This window comes from Paraburkholderia tropica (assembly GCF_014171495.1).
In the GTDB taxonomy this organism is placed as follows: domain Bacteria; phylum Pseudomonadota; class Gammaproteobacteria; order Burkholderiales; family Burkholderiaceae; genus Paraburkholderia; species Paraburkholderia tropica.
This window is the reverse complement of sequence record NZ_CP049134.1, coordinates 596,564-614,842: the sequence shown is the minus strand read 5'-3', so window position 1 is coordinate 614,842 and position 18,279 is coordinate 596,564. Positions and strand designations below refer to the sequence as shown.

The following is an 18,279-nucleotide window of genomic DNA, read 5'->3' as shown; positions in this document are numbered from 1 at the left end:
GTGGACTCAGGCCCGCGCCATCGCACGCACCGCACGCACGCTCTTGAGGATTTCCTCGGCGGTCGCCGGGGCGTTCATCGGCGGATTGAAGCGGTAATCGGCCACGCTCGCCACGGCGTCGCGAATCGCGAAGAACACCGAGAACGGCAACAGCAGCGGCGGCTCGCCCACGGCCTTCGAGCGGTGAATGCTGTCCTCCGCGTTGCGGTTCTTGAAGAGCTTCACGCTGAACTCGGGCGGCGTGTCGTTCACGGTCGGGATCTTGTACGTGGACGGCGCGTGCGTCATGAGCTTGCCGTCCGGCTTCCACCAGAGTTCCTCGGTCGTGAGCCAGCCCATGCCCTGAATGAAGCCGCCTTCCACTTGCCCCACGTCGAGCGCGGGATTCAGCGAATCGCCCACGTCGTGCAGCGCATCGGCGCGCAGCACGCGCATTTCGCCCGTGAGCGTGTCGATCACGACTTCGGACACGGCCGCGCCATACGAGTAGTAATAGAACGGCCGGCCGCGCAGCGTCGCCTGATCCCAGTAGAGCTTGGGCGTGGCGTAGAAACCGTCGGACCACAATTGCACGCGCGCGAGATAGGCCTTCTGCACCAGCGTGCCGAACGGCACCACTTCGTCGCCGACGATCGCGCAGTCGTTCGCGAACCGCACGTCCGCCGCGTTCACCGCGCCCTTGCCCCAGGTGGTGGCCGCGAGCGTCGCCAGCCGCTCGCGCAACTGGCGCGCGGCGTCCTGTGCGGCCTTGCCGTTCAGATCGCTGCCCGTCGAGGCCGCCGTGGCGGACGTATTCGCGACTTTGCTCGTGTCGGTGGCCGTCACGCGCACGCGGCCGAACTCGATGCCGAGTTCGTGCGCGACGACCTGCGCGACCTTGGTGTTCAGCCCCTGGCCCATTTCCGTGCCGCCGTGGTTCACGAGCACCGAGCCATCGGTGTAGATGTGCACCAGCGCGCCCGCCTGGTTGAAGTGCGTGACGTTGAACGCGATGCCGAACTTCACCGGCGTGATCGCGATGCCCTTTTTCAGCACCTCGTTGTCCGCGTTGAACGCGCGAACCGCCGCGCGGCGCGCGCGATAGCCGCTCGTTTGCGCCAGCTCGTCGATCAGTTCGTGAATCACGTTGTCTTCGATGGTCTGGCCGTACGGCGTTTCGTTGTTCTCCGTCTTGCCGTAGAGATTGCGCTTGCGGACGTCGAGCGGATCGAGGTCGAGCGAGCGCGCGATGTCGTCCATGATGTACTCGATCGCGAACGCGCCCTGCGGGCCGCCGAAGCCGCGGAACGCGGTGTTCGACTGCGTGTTGGTCTTGCCGCAGAAGCCCGAAATCGACACATCGGGCAGCCAGTAGGCGTTGTCGAAGTGGCAGACGGCGCGCGTCATCACCGGGCCGGAGAGGTCCGCCGAAAAGCCGCAGCGCGAGGTCATGTCCACGCTCACGCCCTCAATGATGCCCTCGTCGTCGTAGCCCACTTCATAGGTGTAGTGGAAGTCGTGACGCTTGCCGGTCACCATCATGTCGTCGTCGCGATCGGGGCGCAGCTTGACGGGGCACAGCAGCTTCCACGCCGCGAGCGCCGCGCAGCACGCGAACAGGCCCGACTGCGATTCCTTGCCGCCGAAGCCGCCGCCCATGCGCCGGCATTCCACCAGCACGTTGTGCGATTGCACGCCCAGCACATGCGCGACAAGGTGCTGCATTTCGCTCGGATGCTGCGTCGAGCACCAGACGTGCATGCCGTCGTCGTCCTTCGGCACGGCGTAGGCGATCTGCCCTTCCAGATAGAACTGCTCCTGCCCGCCCAGCAGCATCTCGCCTTCATGACGATGCGCGGCCCGCGCCGCGCGCGTGGACGCGTCGCCGCGCGCGAGCTTCATCGGCGGCAACACGTATTGCTGCGCGGCGCGCGCCTGCTGCGCCGTGAGGATCGGCGGCAGTTCCTCATAGTCGATTTCGGCGCGGCGCGCGGCGAGACGCGCCGTATCGTGCGACGTCGCCACCACGACGAACATCGGCTGGCCGACGTATTGCACGACGCCGTCCGCGAGCACCGGATCGTCGTGGATGATCGGGCCGCAATCGTTCACGCCCGGAATGTCCTCGGCGGTGAGCACGGCGACGACGCCCGGCGTCGCGCGCACCTTGGCGAGATTCATCGCGACGATGCGCGCATGCGCTTTCTGCGAGAGACCGAGCGCCGCGTGCAGCGTGCCCGCGACGACCGGAATGTCGTCGGTGTAGGTGGCGCGCCCGCTCACGTGCAGATGCGCCGATTCGTGCGGCCGCGAGACGTGGACCTGCGCGAACGGCTCGCGCGCTTTCGCTTCTTCCAGGAACGGTTCGGCTTGCTGGTTCATGATGTCGTTCTCCGTATGTTGTTTCGCTTTTTCCCGTTTCCTGTCCGGTCAAACCGCGCTGCTTTCGATGCTGTCCGCGTTATCCGCACTTTCCGCCGCCACCGCGCGCACGTTCAGCGCCTGCGGCGCGAGCGGATTGTGCGGACGCGTTTCCAGCCAGAAGCGATACAAGGTGTTCTTCGCCGATTCGAGCCGATACTCGCTCGTCGCGCGCATGTCCGAGAGCGGCGCGTAGTCGTTGCCGAGCGCGATCATCGCGGCCTGCACGGTGGCTTCGTGCCACTGCGCATCGGCGAGCACGGCTTCGGCGTGGCTCGCGCGCTTCGGTGTGGCCGCCATGCCGCCGAACGCGATGCGCGGCTCGCGGATCGTCTCGCCATGCTCGCCATCGGCGAGATACGAAAACGCGGCGCACACGGCCGAGATATCGGAGTCGAAACGCTTCGAGACCTTGTAGGTGCGGAATTTCAGATTCGCGCGCGCGCCGCTGCGCGTGGGCACCTTGAGCGCGAGCACGAATTCGTGTTCGGCCATGTCCTTCTTCTGGTACGCGAGATAGAGGTCTTCGAGCGCCAGCTCGCGCTCGACTTCGCCGCCGCGCAGCACCACGCGCGCGCCCAGTGCGATCAGGCCCGGCATCGAGTCGCCGATCGGCGAGCCGTTCGCCACGTTGCCGCCGAGCGTGCCCGCATTGCGGATCGGCAGCGAGGCGAAACGCAGCCACATTTCTTCGAGTTCGGGATAGTGCTTCGCGAGTTCGGCATAGGCGCGCTCGACCGTCACGCCCGCGCCGATGCGTATCCATTGCTCGTCCACGTCGATCGCGCGCATCGCCTCGACCTGCCCCACGTAGACGATGTCGCCGAGATCGCGCATCTGCTTCGTGACCCACAGGCCGATATCGGTGCTGCCCGCGAGAATGCGCGTGTTCGGGCGCGCGGCCTTGATCGCGGCGAGCGCCTCGACCGTGCGCGGCGCGTCGAACTGCTGGCCGCGATGCTCGTAGTGGAAGGTCTCGGCGCGCTCGATCGTCGCGAGCGAGGCCGCGATCGCCTTCACGTCGACGGGCGCCTTGGGCGCGTCGAGCTTGAACATCTGCTCGGCGGCGTCGAGGATCGGGCGATAACCCGTGCAGCGGCACAGATTGCCCGTGAGCGCATTGGCGATCTCGTCGCGCGACGGCACGCTGCACGACGCCTTGCCCGCGCAGCCTTGCGCCGCTTGCTCGTGGCTGTGCTCGTGGCTGTGTTCATGGCCGTGCTTCTCGTAGAGCGACCACATCGACATGACGAAACCGGGCGTGCAGAAGCCGCACTGCGAGCCGTGGCAATCGACCATCGCCTGCTGCACGGGATGCAGCGAGCCGTCGGGCTGGCGCAGGTCTTCGACCGTGAAGAGCGCCTTGCCGTCGAGCGTCGGCAGGAACTGGATGCAGGCGTTGACGGCCTTGAAGCTGACGCCGCCCTCGGCGGTGCGCTCGCCCACGACGACCGTGCACGCGCCGCAATCGCCTTCGGCGCAACCTTCCTTGGTGCCGGTGCAGCGCGCGTCTTCGCGCAGGTATTGAAGGACGGTGCGGGTCACGCCCGCGTCGCTGACTTCGCGGATCGCGTTGCGGTGATAAAAGCGGATCGGCTGATTCATGGTTTCTGGCTCGTCGTTGTATGCGTGTGCGCGGCAAGCGTCTGCGGCTCGCCACGCAACAGTGGACGATTTGAAAGCTATCACCACCAATATTGCGATCCCATAGGCGCAAGTGCATGGGGGATATATCGTTGAGACGATAAATCGCGCTCGCACGCGCATGGCGGGCTTATGTCGCGACGTCCTGATTGCGTTATTTCTCTCACGTTTCACGCAAACAGGACACCGGAATCTCCGTGTCGATGCCTCATCCCGGTGCTCGCGCCCCGTTTTTTCCGCGATGACACGGCCTGGCGGCGTCCGGGCTCGCCAAATTGCGCCAACATCGCGCAACCTTGCCCATTTCCGCCGGCGCAGATGACAGAACGTTTAAACAGCGAAACACGCGCAAAAGGTGTTGTTCCGCTCACCGAAACGTTTTTTCAACGTCTGCATAAGAACCGGTTCCATGGGACAATCACGCCTTTCCCGCCGTTTTCCATCCGCGTTTTCCCCATGTCCGCTGATTTGGCGCCCCCGCGCTCCGCCGCATCGACGACCCTGCAGATCATTCCGGTCGTCTTTTTCACCTTCCTCTGCTACCTGACGATCGGCATTCCGCTTGCCGTGCTGCCGGGCTACGTGCACAACGACCTCGGTTTCAGCACCGTGGTGGCGGGCGCGGCGATCAGCGTGCAATACATCGCGACGCTCTGCTCGCGCGCCCTCGCCGGCCGCTCGGCGGACACGCTCGGCCCGAAGAAAACCGTGTCGATCGGCCTGATGATCTGCGGCGCGAGCGGCGTGCTGCTGCTGCTCGGCACGCTCGTCGATCACTGGCCCGGCCTCTCGCTGACGCTGCTGGTCGTGAGCCGCCTGCTGCTCGGCTGCGGCGAAAGCCTGTGCGGCACGGGCGCGATCCTCTGGGGCATCGGCCGCGTGGGCACCTCGCACAACGCCAAGGTGATTTCGTGGAACGGCATCGCCACCTATGGCGCGCTCGCGCTGGGCGCGCCGCTCGGCGTGGAGATGGTGCATTTCGTCGGCTACTGGACGCTCGGCGTCTCCGTGATCGCGCTGGCCGCGCTCGGCTTCTGGCTCGCGCGCCCGATCGCGCCGGTGCCGGTCGTGCACGGCGAGCGCATGTCGTACCGCAGCGTGTTCACGCGCGTGCTGCCGCACGGCCTCGGCCTCGCGCTCGGCTCGGCGGGTTTCGGCTCGATCGCCACTTTCATCACGCTGTTCTACGCGGCGCGCCACTGGGACAACGCCGCGTTCTCGCTGACGCTGTTCGGCCTGATGTTCATCGGCGCGCGCCTGCTGTTCGCCAACACCATCAAGACCTTCGGCGGCTTCCGCGTGGCCATCGCCTCGTTCTCGTGCGAGTGCGCCGGTCTTTTGCTGCTGTGGCTCGCGCCGACGCCGCATTTCGCGCTCGCGGGCGCGGCGCTCACGGGCTTCGGCTTCGCGCTCGTGTTTCCGGCGCTGGGCGTCGAGGCGGTCGGCCTCGTGCCGGCGGCGAGCCGCGGCGCGGCGCTCTCGGCGTACTCGGTGTTCCTCGATCTGTCGCTCGGCATCACCGGCCCGCTCGCGGGCTATGTGGCGAATCTGTTCGGCTATGGCTCGGTGTATCTGTTCGCGGCGATTGCGTCGGCGGCGGCCGTGGCGCTGTCGGTCTCGCTGCATCGCAAGAGCGTGAAGGCGGCCGCCGAAGCGAAAGCCGCCGCGAGCGCCACACAACGCGCCGACTGAGCTTTCGTCAGACTCGCGGCTTCACCGCACCCAATAGAAAAACCGCCCGCAACGCGCTTCGCGCTGCGGGCGGTTTTTTTCATCGCAGCCGATATCGATGCCTTACTTCTTCTGCACCGTATCGGTCGCGAGCTTCTTGCCCGTCGCCTCGTTGTAGCGCTGCACGTATTCCTCGGTGAGCTTGCGCACCGCGCGGCCGATCTTGCGGTAATCCGACTCGTTGAGGTTCGCAAGCGACACGCGGCCCGACGGATGCGGCGTGCCGAAGCCCTTGCCCGGCAGCAGCACGACGCGCGCTTCGCTCGCGAGACGGAACAGCAGCTCGTTGGGCTGGACCTGCTTGAGCAGCCACTCGACGAAGTCGCGCCCGAACAGCTTCTCGCCCAGATATTCCATGTCGAGAATCGTGTAGTAATCGACCTGGTTCGGATCGCTCTCGTCGTAGGCGATGCCCATCTCTTCGAACAGCGCGCGCTTGCGGCTGCGGATCACGCGCTTGAGCGCGTTCTTGTACGCGTCGGGCGTATCCATCAGCGAGAACAGCGAGAACAGGACCATCTGCACCTGCTGCGGCGTCGACAGACCGGCCGTGTGATTGAGCGCGACGGTGCGGCTGTCGGCCACCAGACGGTCGATGAACTTGAGCTTGTCCGGCTCCGTCGTGATCGACTCGTAGCGCTTGTGCAGGATCTTCTTTTCGTCCTTCGGCAGCTTCGCGAGCGTGACGTCGAGCACGTTGTCGCGATGCGTCGCGATCGCGCCCAGACGCCAGCCGGTCGCGCCGAAATACTTCGAATACGAGTACACGAGAATCGTGTTCTTCGGCGCGAGCGCGAACAGCGAAACGAAGTTGTCGGCGAAGGTGCCGTACACGTCGTCGGTCAGCAGGATCAGGTCCGGACGTTCCTTGATGATCTCGGCGATGTATTCGAGGCTTTCGTCATCGATCTTCACCGACGGCGGATTGCTCGGATTCACGAGGAAGAACGCCTTGACCTTCGGATCGCGCAGCTTGTCGAGTTCCTTCTTCGAGTACTGCCAGTGGTTCTCGACGGTCGCATTCAGATGCACGACGTTGAGCTGATAGTCGTTGAGTTCGGGAATCTCGATGTACGGCGTGAAGATCGGCATGCCGAGCGCGATGGTGTCGCCCGCCTTGATCAGGAAGTTCTCGCGCATCGTGTTGAAGATGTACGTCATGGCCGCCGTGCCGCCTTCCACCGCGAACACGTCGAACTCGCCCACGAACGGATGCTTGCCGATCATCTCGCGGCGCAGATACTGCCCGACGATGATCTCCGAGAGCTTGAGCATGCGGTCGGGCACCGGATAGTTACAGGCCAGAATGCCTTCGCACATTTCGTAGAGGAAATCGCCCGCGGAAAGACCGAGCTGGTCGCGCACATACGACACCGCGCCGCCGATGAAGTCGATGCCCGGCTCGCCGTGCTTTTCGTGCAGGAACTGGTCGAAGCGCTCGACGATGCCGGCGCGCTGCGGGAAGCCGCCCACGCCTTCGGGCATGTACGAGAACGAGCGCTCCGATTCGCGCATCGCGAAGAGACCGAGCTGCCAGAAGCCGTGGCGCGGAATGGTGGCGAGGAAGTTGGGGTTGCCGCGACCCGCGTTGAGCATCGAGAAGTTGGCCGGACGTTCGGCCGCGCCGCCGCCGGCCGCCTTGATCAGTTCGTCCTTGAGCTCGAACGGGCTCAGTGCGTCGAGACCCGCCTTTTCCTTCGTATCGTTGCCTTTACCTTTTGCCATGGTGCTCTCCATTGGAAGACGTGATGCGCGCCGCTTCGTTCGTCATGCTCACCGTGCGCGGTGAACGTCGTCGTTGCGTGGAACGCGGCGCGCGTTTCGACAGATCATCGAGGACGGGCCTGCGCTCCTCGCGCGGCCCGCTTTGGCTTCATGTCATGCGAGACCGACCACGAGCGGCCCGAGCAGCGTGAGCAGCACATTGGCGATCGCGTAGGTGATGGCGAACGGCACGGTCGGCACGGCGCTCTCGGCCTTGTCGAGAATGCCGCCGAACGCCGGGTTCGCACTGCGCGAGCCGGACAGCGCGCCCGCGAGAATCGCCGCGTTGTTGTACTTCAGCACGTAGCGGCCAAACAGCATGGTGAGAATCAGCGGCACGATGGTCACCACCACGCCGAGCAGGAAGATCGTGATGCCGCTCTGCTTGACCGTCACCACCGCCTGGAGGCCGGAGTTCAGACCCACCACGGCGACGAACGCCGCGAGCCCGAAGTCCTTGAGCAGCTGCGAGGCCGCGGGCGGCATCACGCCGTACATCGGGTGCTTGCCGCGCATCCAGCCGAACAGCAGACCCGCGAGCAGGCAGCCGCCGCCCGAGCCGAGCGTGAGCGGAATGCCCGCCACGTTCACCACGATCAGGCCGATCAGCAAGCCGAGCACGAGGCCGACGCCCATGTAGATGAAGTCGGTCTTGTTGCTGTACGCAAGCTCGTAGCCGGCTTCCTGCACGGCGCGTTTGGTGTCGGTGGCCGTGCCGTAGATCGTGATGACGTCGCCGTGTTCGAGCTGCGTCTGCGGCAGCACCGGCACGGGCTGACCCGCACGCTCGATCTTCTCGATGTAGACGCCGTGGCGCATGTCGCGATCGACGTTCTTGCGCACGTCGGCGATCGTCGTGTGATTCATGCCCTTCTTCGTGAAGACGAGCTGGCGCGTCTGCATCACAAGGCTCATGCCGCCCGAGTCCGGCACTTCCGGCCCGATCAGCGCGCCCACTTCGACCATCTGCTCGCGGCGGCCGACCACGAGCACCACGTCGTCGCGGCTCAGCACGAAATCGGGCGTCGAATCGAGCACCTTGCCCGCGCGCCGGATCTTCTCGATCGCGATGAAATCCTTCTCCGCCGCTTCGAGCTGCTTGACCGTCTGGCCCGCGCCCGCGTCCACGCGGAACACGCGGCCGAACAGTTCGGGCAGCGCCGTGATCTGGCCCGGCCCGCTCGCCGCCGAGCCGCCCGCCATTTCGCGTTCGGCGTCCATCGACGCGTCCTTGAGGCTGCGGCCCATGAACTTCGGCAGGATGTTCACGCAGACGATGATCGCGCCGAGCGAACCGAACACATAGGTCACGGCATAGCCGATCGCCACGTCGGCCTGCATCGCTTTCACCTGATCGGCCGGCAGACCCAGACGCGCGATGGCGTCGCCGGCCGTGCCGATGATCGCCGATTGCGTCATGCCGCCCGCCGCGAGACCGGCGGCGAGACCCTTGTTGAGGTGAAAGAGCTTCGCGCAGATGACCACCGTGACGAGGCCCGCGACGGCCATGAACACGGCCATGGCGATCTCACGCAGCGTCTTGCGGTTGAGCGAGTTGAAAAAGCCCGGCCCGGAGTCGTAACCCACGGCGTAGATGAACACCGCGAACATCACCGACTTCACGCCGTTGTCGATGGTCACGCCCGCCTGACTGATGACCACGGCCGCGAGCAGCGATCCGCCCACGCCGCCTAACTGGAACTTGCCGAAATTGATCTGGCCGATCCAGTAACCCACGGCCAGCGAGAGGAACAGAGCGATTTCCGGAGATTTGTGAAAGATGTCATGTAGCCATTCCATCGTGCCCTCGCTTGGAAAGTGTGACAGCCTGATGCCGCTCGAACCCGACGCTTGAGCCGCCGCGCGGGTCAGCCGAACTTCGCCGCGAGCCCAACCACGACGGGCCCCATCAACGGCAACAGGATGTTCGACAACGCATAGGTGATCGTGTAACCGATCACGGGAGTGGAATTGCCGGTGACGCCCACGAGCGCACTGATCGCCGGCGTGCTGCACTGCTGCCCTGCAATCGCGCCGAGCAGCATCGGCGCTTCGAGCTTGAGAAACATGCGCCCGATCCAGAGTGAGAGGAGGCCCGGTATCAGCACCATCAGGATGCCGGCGAGCGGCAGCGCGAGGCCGTACTCGCGCACGAGCTTGATGGCGTCCGGACCGGCGGACAGACCCACGGCGGCGATGAAGGTCGCGAGGCCGAAGTCCTTGAGCACCTGGGCGGCCGCCGAAGGCAGCGAGCCGACCACGGGAAAGTGCGAGCGCGCCCAGCCGAACAGCAGGCCCGAGAGCAGGCAGCCGCCGCCGGTGCCGAGCACCAGCGAGACGCCGCCCACCTTCAGCCCGAAGCGGCCGATCAGCATGCCGACAAGCACGCCGAGCCCGAGATAGACGAAGTCGGTCTTGGTGGTCTGCTGGATCACGTAGCCGAGTCGCTGCGCGCCGCGTTTGACGTCGCTGGGCGCGCCGAGCAGCGTAAGCACGTCGCCGCGCCGCACCACCGTGCCGGGCAGCGCGGGCACCGTAGTGTCGAGCCGCGTGATCGCGCTCACGTAGATGCCGCGGCCCGCTTGCGCCGAGGCGCGTTCGCGCATCTGCGCGAGCGTGAGGCCGTCGGCGTCGCGGCGCGTGAGCATCACGTCCACCCGCTGCGCGAGCAGCTTCGTGAAGCCTTCGCCCGAGACTTCCTCGCCGAGACTGGCGGACGCATCGACCATGCTTTCGCGGCGCCCCGCAATGAAGACAACGTCGCCGCTCTGCAGCACGAGCTGACCGTCCGCGTCGATCTGGCGCTGTTCGCGCAGCACGCGCTCGACCGTGATGTTGTTGCCGAAACGCGCCTCGAACTGGGCGACCTGGATGCCGGCGGCGGGACCGGCCCTGAACGCGCGGCCCACCAGCGGCGGCAGCGCGAGACGCTGACCTTCGTCGAGCACGCCGTCGCCGCCGAGCTTGCGAAAGAGACGCGCGGCCTCGTCGCGCAGATTCACGCGCAGGATCAGCGGCGCGACCTGGCTCGTGAACAGCACGATGGTGACCAGACCGAACAGGTAACTCACGCTATACGCGGTCACGATGTGCGCCTGCAACGTGCCCACCGCCTCGGGGCTGATGCCGAGCCGCGCAATCGCCTCTGAAGCCGTGCCGATCACCGCCGACTCGGTCGCCGCGCCCGCCAGCAGGCCCGCGGCGGTGCCCGCGTCGAGCTTCATCAGGACGACTGCAATCATGACGAGCGTCATCACTGAGACGATCTCGACGATCGAAAGCAGCCCGTAACGCCAGCCCTTGCCGATGTTGGCGAAGAACTGCGGGCCGCCCGTGAAGCCGAGCGCGAAGATGAACAGCGCGAAGGCGATGTTCTTGAGATCGGGCGCGATACGCGCGCCCGTCTGACCGAGCAAAAGCGCCACGATCAGCGTGCCGCACACGCCGCCAAGCGAAATGGGCCCGAATCGAATCGAACCAATCAGATAACCGAGTGCGAGACTCGTAAACAGGGCAATCTCGGGTTGCGACTTCAGCAATTCGACGATCATGTCTGGTCTGCCGATTTACGTTCTTTTTGCCCAAACGCGCATAAAAAGACATGCCCATGGCATGTACGCATCTATTTCCGGGCGCATCGCATATTTGCGTGACACGCAATAAATCCGGAAAACCGCTTTTATTCGCTATTTATGTAAAGGCTGTGAACCGGCATAAAAATCATCGGCTGCAACGCATTGACAACAAACGTTTTTCGCCAGGAAATCTCCGCAATTTGCACAGACATCGATTCCTCGCAAGCTTGTACAAGACCCGGAAAACCGCTATCCGTCGAATGAACGCCGCTCGATCGTAATTCAAATTCAAATACGACTGCGCGAACGTGCCATATTCCCGCCTCATTCAATACCCATGCCAGCCGCGCATTTGAATCTTTTACAACCATGAAATGACACTGCTTTTTGAGATAGATATTGTAATTTCACAGGACTGTCAATATGATTTTCATTCAAAGTCGTAATCGCGAGCTAGCCGCCAGTCCGCTTCATTCGCGCTCGGCTGTTCTGTTCGAGCGCACGCCCCTTAACCGGTAAATGCATTCAGCATGCGAGGCGAATTTCCATGAACCAGATACACGCCATGCGCGTCTTCGTCAGGGTTGCGGAATCACAGAGCTTTCGCCGCGCCGCGCAGCACCTCGACGTTTCGAACGCGCTCGTCACCCGTTCGGTCGCGATGCTCGAAGCGCATCTGCACACGCGGCTCATCAACCGCACCACGCGTAATCTTTCGCTCACCGAAGCAGGTCAGCGCTATCTCGAGGGCTGCCGCAGCGTGCTGGAGGAACTCGATCACCTCGAACATACGCTCGCGCATACCGAGCGGGAGCCGAGCGGCACGCTGCGCGTGGTAGCCGCCGGCGCGCTGTCGCTCGCCACGCTCACGCCGCTGATCGACGGCTACCGGCGGCGTTATCCGCGCGTGCATGTGCGCCTCACGCTCGCCGAGCGGCCCGTGGACCTGGCGGAGGACGGCTTCGACGTGGGCATCGTGGCGGCGTCGACGGAAAGTGGCGACGGCAACGGCGAACTCGTCGAGCGCTCGCTCGGCACCACTTCGTTCGTGCCCTGCGCATCGCCCGCATGGCTCGCGGAGCACGGCGAGCCGGGCACGCCCGACGCGCTCGCGCAGCACGCGGCCGTGACGCTGCCGCCCGAAGAGCGCAGCGCGACGTGGCGCTTCGCGAAGGCCGGCGAACGCGCGCAGCCGGTCACGCTCCAGCCCGCTTACGCGGTCAACAACATGCTGATGGTGCGGCTCGCGGCGCTCGCGGGCATGGGCGTGGCGATCGTGCCCGCGCCGCTCGTCGCCGACGATTTCGCCGCCGGCACGCTCAGGCGCCTGCTGCCCGACTACGAGATCGACGCGCCCGAGGCACGCATGTCGATCGTGTATCCGAGCCGCCAGTATTTGCCCGCCAAGACGCGGCGCTTCGTCGATCACGCGGTCGAGCATTTCGAGCACGCGCACGACGGCGCGCTGGCGAACCGGTCGGCGTCGAGCGTGGCGTCGTCGGCTTCGACTTCGGCAGGCGGCTCCGCGTGGCGGCCGATGAACGGCGCGCCCGGCAGCAGCGCCGTGTTGCAGGCGATGAACGAACGCTGAGGCACGTAAGGCAGCACGTAAGAAGCGCTGCACCGCCGGCGCGGGCAGCGCCATCGCGGCTCAACCCGGCGGCGTGCCGTATTCCGCCGGCTCGCTTTCCAGACCCGCGGCGCCGCACAACTCGCGCAGCAGCGCCGCCTCGCGCTCGTGCACCTCGACCGGCAGCCACTGCGCGCCGGCCCACGCCAGATAGCGCGCGCGATGCTGGCCGTTGCGGAACGCCACCACGCCCACATGCGCGATGCCGAGCCAGCCTGCAATCCCCGCCGCGCGGCGCTTCGAGATCGTCACGTAGGGCATCTGCGGCACGCGTTCGTTTTCCGGATCGAGAAATTCGCGGATCCCGCGCACCTTGCCGACATGCCAGTCGTCGACGGGCTTGAGCACGTAGTCGGTGTCGTCGCGGTCGGCGCACAGCAGCAGCTTGTGCAGATCGACGACCACCACTTCGTGGCGCGTGCCGTCGGTCGTGAAGACGCGTTTGAAGCGCACATGATCGTAGCCGGGGTGATCGGGCAAGGACACGATCCAGTGCGTTCCGCACGCGGATTGCAGCGGTTTCGACAGCGTTGAAGGATTCGGTGGCAGCGCGCCGGGCGTGGGCAGTGACGTCGGGGACATGCGGGTGATGCGCCTCTCGCGGGGAGGAAAAACGGCCTAAGCTACGAGGGATTCGTGACGGTTTCGTGACCTATGCGGCGTGGATGCGCACGCCCCGCGCTCGCGAGGAAAAGCCCGATGAGCCAAGGTGAAAAAGGCAACGACAGAAGCGACAAGCAACGCGACGACGCAGCGCCACGCGAAAGCACGCCGGACCACGCGATAACGGAGACGTTCGGCGACGCCGTGCGCATCGAAGCCCGCGCCCAGGTCGCGACGATCGTGCTCGATCGCCCCGCGCAGCGCAACGCGATCGACCGCCCGACCGCCGATGCGCTCGCCGCCGCATTCGCGCGCGTCGAGGCGCATCCGCACTGGCGCGCGGCCGTGCTGTTCGGCGCGGGCGGCACCTTTTGCGCGGGCGCCGACCTCGGCGCGCTCAACGACGGCACGCGGCGCAACGCCCTGCGCGAAGACGGCGGCGGCCCCGGTCCGCTCGGCCCGACGCGCATGCGGCTCGCCAAGCCTTGCATCGCGGCCGTGACGGGCTACGCCGTCGCGGGCGGGCTCGAACTCGCGCTGCTCTGCGATCTGCGCATCGTCGAGGAAGACGCCGTGCTCGGCGTGTTCTGCCGCCGCGTGGGCGTGCCGCTGATCGACGGCGGCACGGTGCGTCTGCCGCGCCTGATCGGCCTGTCGCGCGCGCTCGATCTGATCCTCACGGGGCGCGCCGTCGACGCGCGCGAGGCGCTCGACTTCGGTCTCGCGAATCGCGTCGTCGGCAAAGGATGCGCGCGCGCCGAAGCCGAAGCGCTCGCAGCCACGCTCGCCGCGTTCCCGCAAGCGGCGCTGCTCGCGGATCGCCGCTCGGCCTGGGACAACAGCGCACTCGACGACTTCGCCGAAGCATTGCGCCGCGAAGGCGCCGGCGGCTATCGCGCCGCGCTCGACGAAGGGCTGCCGATGGCCGCGCGTTTCGCGCAAGGCGCGGGACGCCACGGCGAACCGCTTTGAGCGCGCGAAAACCTCGCCACACTTGATTCTTGAAGGCCCTTGTTCAAGGCGCTAAATTGAATCTGTCAGTCGCCACGATGCACCGCCCGCGCCGTCCGCCACACTGCATCGGCCCGCTTTTTTCCGGGCAATCCTCAGACGAGACGCCGACGCGAACAACAACCCCGCACGCGCATCAGGGAGTGATCCCATGTCGTCGGATCGCGTCATCCGGTTCGCGGATTTCGAGCTCGATGTCGAGCGTTATCAGCTTCGGCGCGAGGGCGAGGCCGTGCGGCTCGAACGCCTGCCGATGGACCTGCTGATCCTGCTCGCGTCGCGGCACGGCGAACTGATCTCACGCGCCGATATCGTCGAGCGTCTGTGGCACGGCAATCCATATCGCGACACCGAGAACGGCATCAACACGGCGATCCGCAAGATCCGCATCGCGCTCGCCGACGACCCGCTCAAGCCGCGCCATCTCGTGACCGTGAAGGGCAAGGGCTATCGCCTCGACGGCGCGCGTTTTGCGAGCGCGCCGCCGAACGAGCCCGCCGCGCGCGCGGCCGTGCGCGTGCTGGTGCTGCCGTTTGCAAACCTCACCGGCGACGGTCGCGAGGAGTGCCTGTGCAGCGCGCTCGCCGACGAGATCTCGGCGACGCTCGGCGCGCTGGGCGCGGACCGTCTGCGCATGATCGCGCGCACCACGGCCGCGCGTTATCGCGACACCGCGAAGAGCATCGGCGAAATCGCGCGCGAATTGAAGCTCGACTATGTGCTCGAAGGCTCGCTCACGCGCGACGCGCGGCGCGCGCGCATTCTCGCGCGTCTGATTCGTTGCGCCGACGAAGTGCAGATCTGGAGCCGCGCGCACGAGCCGGTTTCGCCGCGCGCGCTCGATCTGCCGAAGGAAGTGGCGGCCGCCATCGTCGACGATCTGGCCTCTACGCTGTCCGACCAGCAGCGCTCGCTGCTCGCGCGCCGTCTGCCCGTCGATCCGGCGGCGCACGACGCCTACGTGCGCGGGCGCTACTTCTGGTATCGGCGCGTGCATTTCGACGCCGCGTTCTGCGCGCATCACAACATCGACGGCGAGGATTTTTCGCGCAGCCGCGCCTATTTCGAAGCGGCCATCGAACGCGATCCGAACTACGCGCTCGGCTATGCGGGGCTCTCGAACTATTACGGATCGACGGTCGTGCACGGCCTCTACGCGCCCGAAGACGGCTGGCCGCTCGCGCGCGCGCTCGCCCACAACGCACTCGAACTCGACCCCGATCTGCCGGAAGCGCATCACGCGCTCGCCGCCGTGCGCTATTTCTTCGAGTGGGACTGGCCGCGCGCCGAAGCCGGCTTCAAGGAAGCGCTCAAGCGCAACCCGAGCTATCCGGAAGCGCACCGGCTCTACGCGCGCCTGCTGCTCGCGGCGGGCCGCCGCGCGGAAGGCGACGCGGCGCTGGAGCGCGCCGAGAAGATCGATCCGCTGGCGTTCCAGGGTTCGCGCGCGTTCGGCATGGTGCTCGCGGGCAAGCACGCGGAAGTGGCGAGCGAGTATCTGTCGCCGGGCCATCGCGAGCATGCGCCGCTCGTCTATCAGGTGCTGGCGACGGCGTTCGAAGTGAAGAAGCACTACGCGCAGGCCGTCGACGCAACCGAGGAAGCGCTGGTGCGCTGCGACCAGCACGCGCGCGCGGCGGCGATTCGCGCGCAATGGGAGGCGGGCGGTTACGACGCGGTGCTGCACTGGTATCTCGACGATCTGCTCGAACGGCGGCGCTGCCAGTACACCTCGCCGCTGCTGCTCGCCGAACTCTACGCGCGACTCGCACAGCCGGAGCCGATGTATCACTGGCTCGACGCCGCGCTCGCCGAGCGCAGTTCGCGGCTCTGCGAATTGCGCTCGAATCCATGGTTCGCGCCCTATCGTCCGGGCGGACGCATGCGCCTGATCGAAAAGCACATCGGCGGCGGCCAGCCGCGCTGAACGCCGCGCGCCGGGCCGCCGCCGATCTGCCGTCCGCTGCGTGCGGATGCCGTACTGGTTTCCGTGTCCCAGTGACCGCGTTTCAGTTACCGTGTCTTAATTCCCGTGATACAGATCGCCATTCAGACGCGCGCGTTCGCCCGACTGCTCGGAGCGCACCAGATCCTGATAGACCTGCGCGTGCGTGAGCGTGATGGGCGCGCCCGACGCGCTGTTGCTCATGGGCATGCCGCCCACGTCCTGCGATGCCGACGGCGGAGTCGACGCCGGATCGGTCGACGAATCGGCCCAGGCAAGTCCTGCCAGCAAGGCGGCCGAGCAGGCCACCGCGATGCGTACGGTGCTCAAGGTGTTCATGTCATCGCTCCAGGAAAGAGTCGCGCATCCCCAACCGGCCCGCGATGCGCGTCGCGGACGATGCAGCCCGCGCCGCAAACTGGCGTGGCGGCGAGCCCCGCGCGATGCGGGGCCTCGACTGGCGCGGGCTGGATCGTGCAAGCATGGTGCGGCCCGCGCCTGCGCGGCACCATCGACGCAACCTGAAGAAATCGTCAAGACATGCCTGTGGCGGGCAGTGTTGCGTAAGAAGAACGCAAGAAAAGCGTGCCGGATGCAGCGAGGCGCATTTCAGTACAATTCGGCATTGGCTTAATCAGTACGCCAAATTCAGCACGATTGGCACGTTCAGCACAACCGTCGCACAAAAACAGCGCGCGAGCCGCTCACCGCCGGCCTCGCGAACCGAACCGACCACGCCGTCCCCGCCGAGAACCGGCCCACACGTCCATGCCCTTGCCCCTGCTTGCCCTTGCCGTCGCCGCGTTTGGTATCGGTACCACCGAATTCGTCATCATGGGACTGCTGCCCGACGTCGCGCGCGATCTGTCCGTGTCGATTCCGGCCGCCGGCATGCTGGTCTCGGCGTATGCGCTGGGCGTGACGATCGGTGCGCCCATCGTGGCGATCGCCATCGCCAACGTGCCGCGCAAGGCGGCGTTGATGCGGCTGATCGGCATCTTCATCGTCGGCAATCTGCTGTGTGCACTGGCGCCGACCTATTCGATCCTGATGGCCGCGCGCATCGTCACGGCGTTCTGTCACGGCGCGTTCTTCGGCATCGGCTCGGTGGTCGCGGCCGGACTCGTCGCGCCCAACCGGCGCGCCCAGGCGATCGCGCTGATGTTCACGGGCCTCACGCTCGCCAATGTGCTGGGCGTGCCGCTCGGCACCGCGCTCGGTCAGCTTGCAGGCTGGCGCACGACGTTCTGGGCCGTGACGGTGATCGGCCTCTTCGCGGCGCTCGCGTTGCAAGTGTGCCTGCCGAAGCACATCGAAATGCAGAAGGCGAGCCTCGTGCACGAATTCAGCGTGCTCAAGAATCCGCAGGTGCTGATGGTGCTGGGCATGAGCGTGCTGGCATCGGCGAGCCTGTTCTCGGTGTTCACCTACATCACGCCGATTCTCGAGGACGTGAGCGGATTCTCGCCGCACGAAGTGACCTTCGTGCTGCTGCTGTTCGGCCTCGGGCTGACGGTGGGCAGCACGCTCGGCGGCAAGCTCGCCGACTGGAAGCTGATGCGCTCGCTGCTGAGTCTGCTCGCGATGATCGGCGTACTGCTCGCGGTGTTCGCGTTCACGATGCACGATCAGATCGCGGCGATGGCGACCATTTTCGTGTGGGGCGTGCTCGCGTTTGCGATCGTGCCGCCGCTGCAGATTCTCATCGTCAATCGCGCGAGCCATGCGCCGAACCTCGCCTCGACGCTGAACCAGGGCGCGTTCAATCTCGGCAATGCGAGCGGCGCGTGGATCGGCGGCGTGGCGATCAGCGCGGGCGCGCCGTTGACGTCGCTGCCGTGGGTGGGACTCGCGATGGCGCTCGCCGCGCTCGGGCTCACCTTCGTCTCGGCGCAACTCGAGCGGCGCGCGCGTCGCCGCGTGGCGGTCAACGGGCCGACCTCGGTCGCCTGAACGGGACGTGTCGACTCGAAGCG

Annotated in this window: 13 protein-coding genes; 5 read left to right on the top strand and 8 right to left on the bottom strand. The window is 66.1% G+C overall.

All coding sequences use genetic code 11. The annotated features are described in order from the left end of the window. Positions 1–6: 6 nt before the first annotated feature. Both xdhB and xdhA read right to left on the bottom strand, forming a co-directional pair. Entirely contained in the window at positions 7–2,361 is a 2,355-nt protein-coding gene (gene xdhB / locus G5S35_RS02735) for a xanthine dehydrogenase molybdopterin binding subunit (RefSeq protein ID WP_183038548.1), read from the bottom strand. A gap of 48 nt (positions 2,362–2,409) precedes the next feature. Continuing rightward, positions 2,410–4,005 carry a xanthine dehydrogenase small subunit gene (gene xdhA / locus G5S35_RS02730; RefSeq protein WP_183038547.1) on the bottom strand — a complete coding sequence of 532 codons (1,596 nt, stop codon included), beginning with the start codon at positions 4,003–4,005 and terminating at the stop codon, positions 2,410–2,412. A 495-nt stretch (positions 4,006–4,500) separates the two neighbouring features. Between xdhA and G5S35_RS02725 the strand changes: the two genes are divergently transcribed. Then, positions 4,501–5,736 (top strand): MFS transporter, encoded by a 1,236-nt coding sequence (locus G5S35_RS02725; RefSeq protein WP_065057206.1) that lies wholly within the window; start codon positions 4,501–4,503, stop codon positions 5,734–5,736. Between the two features lie 102 nt (positions 5,737–5,838). On the opposite strand, the gene G5S35_RS02720 is transcribed toward G5S35_RS02725, so the two are convergent. The 4 genes from G5S35_RS02720 to G5S35_RS02705 form a co-directional block, all read right to left on the bottom strand. Continuing rightward, a complete protein-coding gene (locus tag G5S35_RS02720) occupies positions 5,839–7,500 on the bottom strand; it encodes a bifunctional aspartate transaminase/aspartate 4-decarboxylase (RefSeq protein ID WP_183038546.1) in 1,662 nt (553 codons plus the stop codon). Positions 7,501–7,653: 153 nt separating this feature from the next. Next, entirely contained in the window at positions 7,654–9,339 is a 1,686-nt protein-coding gene (gene aspT, locus G5S35_RS02715) for an aspartate-alanine antiporter (RefSeq protein WP_065057205.1), read from the bottom strand. A gap of 68 nt (positions 9,340–9,407) precedes the next feature. Further along, positions 9,408–11,090 (bottom strand): aspartate-alanine antiporter, encoded by a 1,683-nt coding sequence (gene aspT / locus G5S35_RS02710; protein ID WP_183038545.1) that lies wholly within the window; start codon positions 11,088–11,090, stop codon positions 9,408–9,410. Between the two features lie 128 nt (positions 11,091–11,218). Next, positions 11,219–11,485: a hypothetical protein gene (locus G5S35_RS02705; RefSeq protein WP_183038544.1), complete on the bottom strand. Its 267-nt coding sequence runs from the start codon at positions 11,483–11,485 to the stop codon at positions 11,219–11,221. 176 nt (positions 11,486–11,661) lie between these two features. On the opposite strand from G5S35_RS02705, the gene G5S35_RS02700 reads away from it, so the two are divergent. Next, positions 11,662–12,705, top strand: a complete 1,044-nt coding sequence (locus G5S35_RS02700) for a LysR family transcriptional regulator (protein WP_082991590.1) — start codon at positions 11,662–11,664, stop codon at positions 12,703–12,705. 60 nt (positions 12,706–12,765) lie between these two features. Here the strand turns inward: G5S35_RS02700 and G5S35_RS02695 are convergent, their stop codons facing one another. After that, complete coding sequence (locus G5S35_RS02695) at positions 12,766–13,326, bottom strand: plasmid fertility inhibition factor family protein (protein WP_065057202.1); 561 nt, start codon at positions 13,324–13,326, stop codon at positions 12,766–12,768. A 117-nt stretch (positions 13,327–13,443) separates the two neighbouring features. Between G5S35_RS02695 and G5S35_RS02690 the strand changes: the two genes are divergently transcribed. After that, positions 13,444–14,319, top strand: a complete 876-nt coding sequence (locus G5S35_RS02690; RefSeq protein WP_183038543.1) for a crotonase/enoyl-CoA hydratase family protein — start codon at positions 13,444–13,446, stop codon at positions 14,317–14,319. Positions 14,320–14,509: 190 nt separating this feature from the next. Beyond that, entirely contained in the window at positions 14,510–16,285 is a 1,776-nt protein-coding gene (locus G5S35_RS02685) for a winged helix-turn-helix domain-containing protein (RefSeq protein ID WP_176080409.1), read from the top strand. A 96-nt stretch (positions 16,286–16,381) separates the two neighbouring features. On the opposite strand, the gene G5S35_RS02680 is transcribed toward G5S35_RS02685, so the two are convergent. After that, a complete protein-coding gene (locus G5S35_RS02680; RefSeq protein ID WP_237181323.1) occupies positions 16,382–16,642 on the bottom strand; it encodes a DUF4148 domain-containing protein in 261 nt (86 codons plus the stop codon). Between the two features lie 429 nt (positions 16,643–17,071). Here G5S35_RS02680 and G5S35_RS02675 point away from each other — a divergent pair, with 429 nt between their 5' ends. Then, on the top strand, positions 17,072–18,256 hold the full coding sequence (locus G5S35_RS02675; RefSeq protein ID WP_065057201.1) for an MFS transporter: 1,185 nt from the start codon (positions 17,072–17,074) through the stop codon (positions 18,254–18,256). The last annotated feature ends 23 nt before the right edge of the window (positions 18,257–18,279 follow it).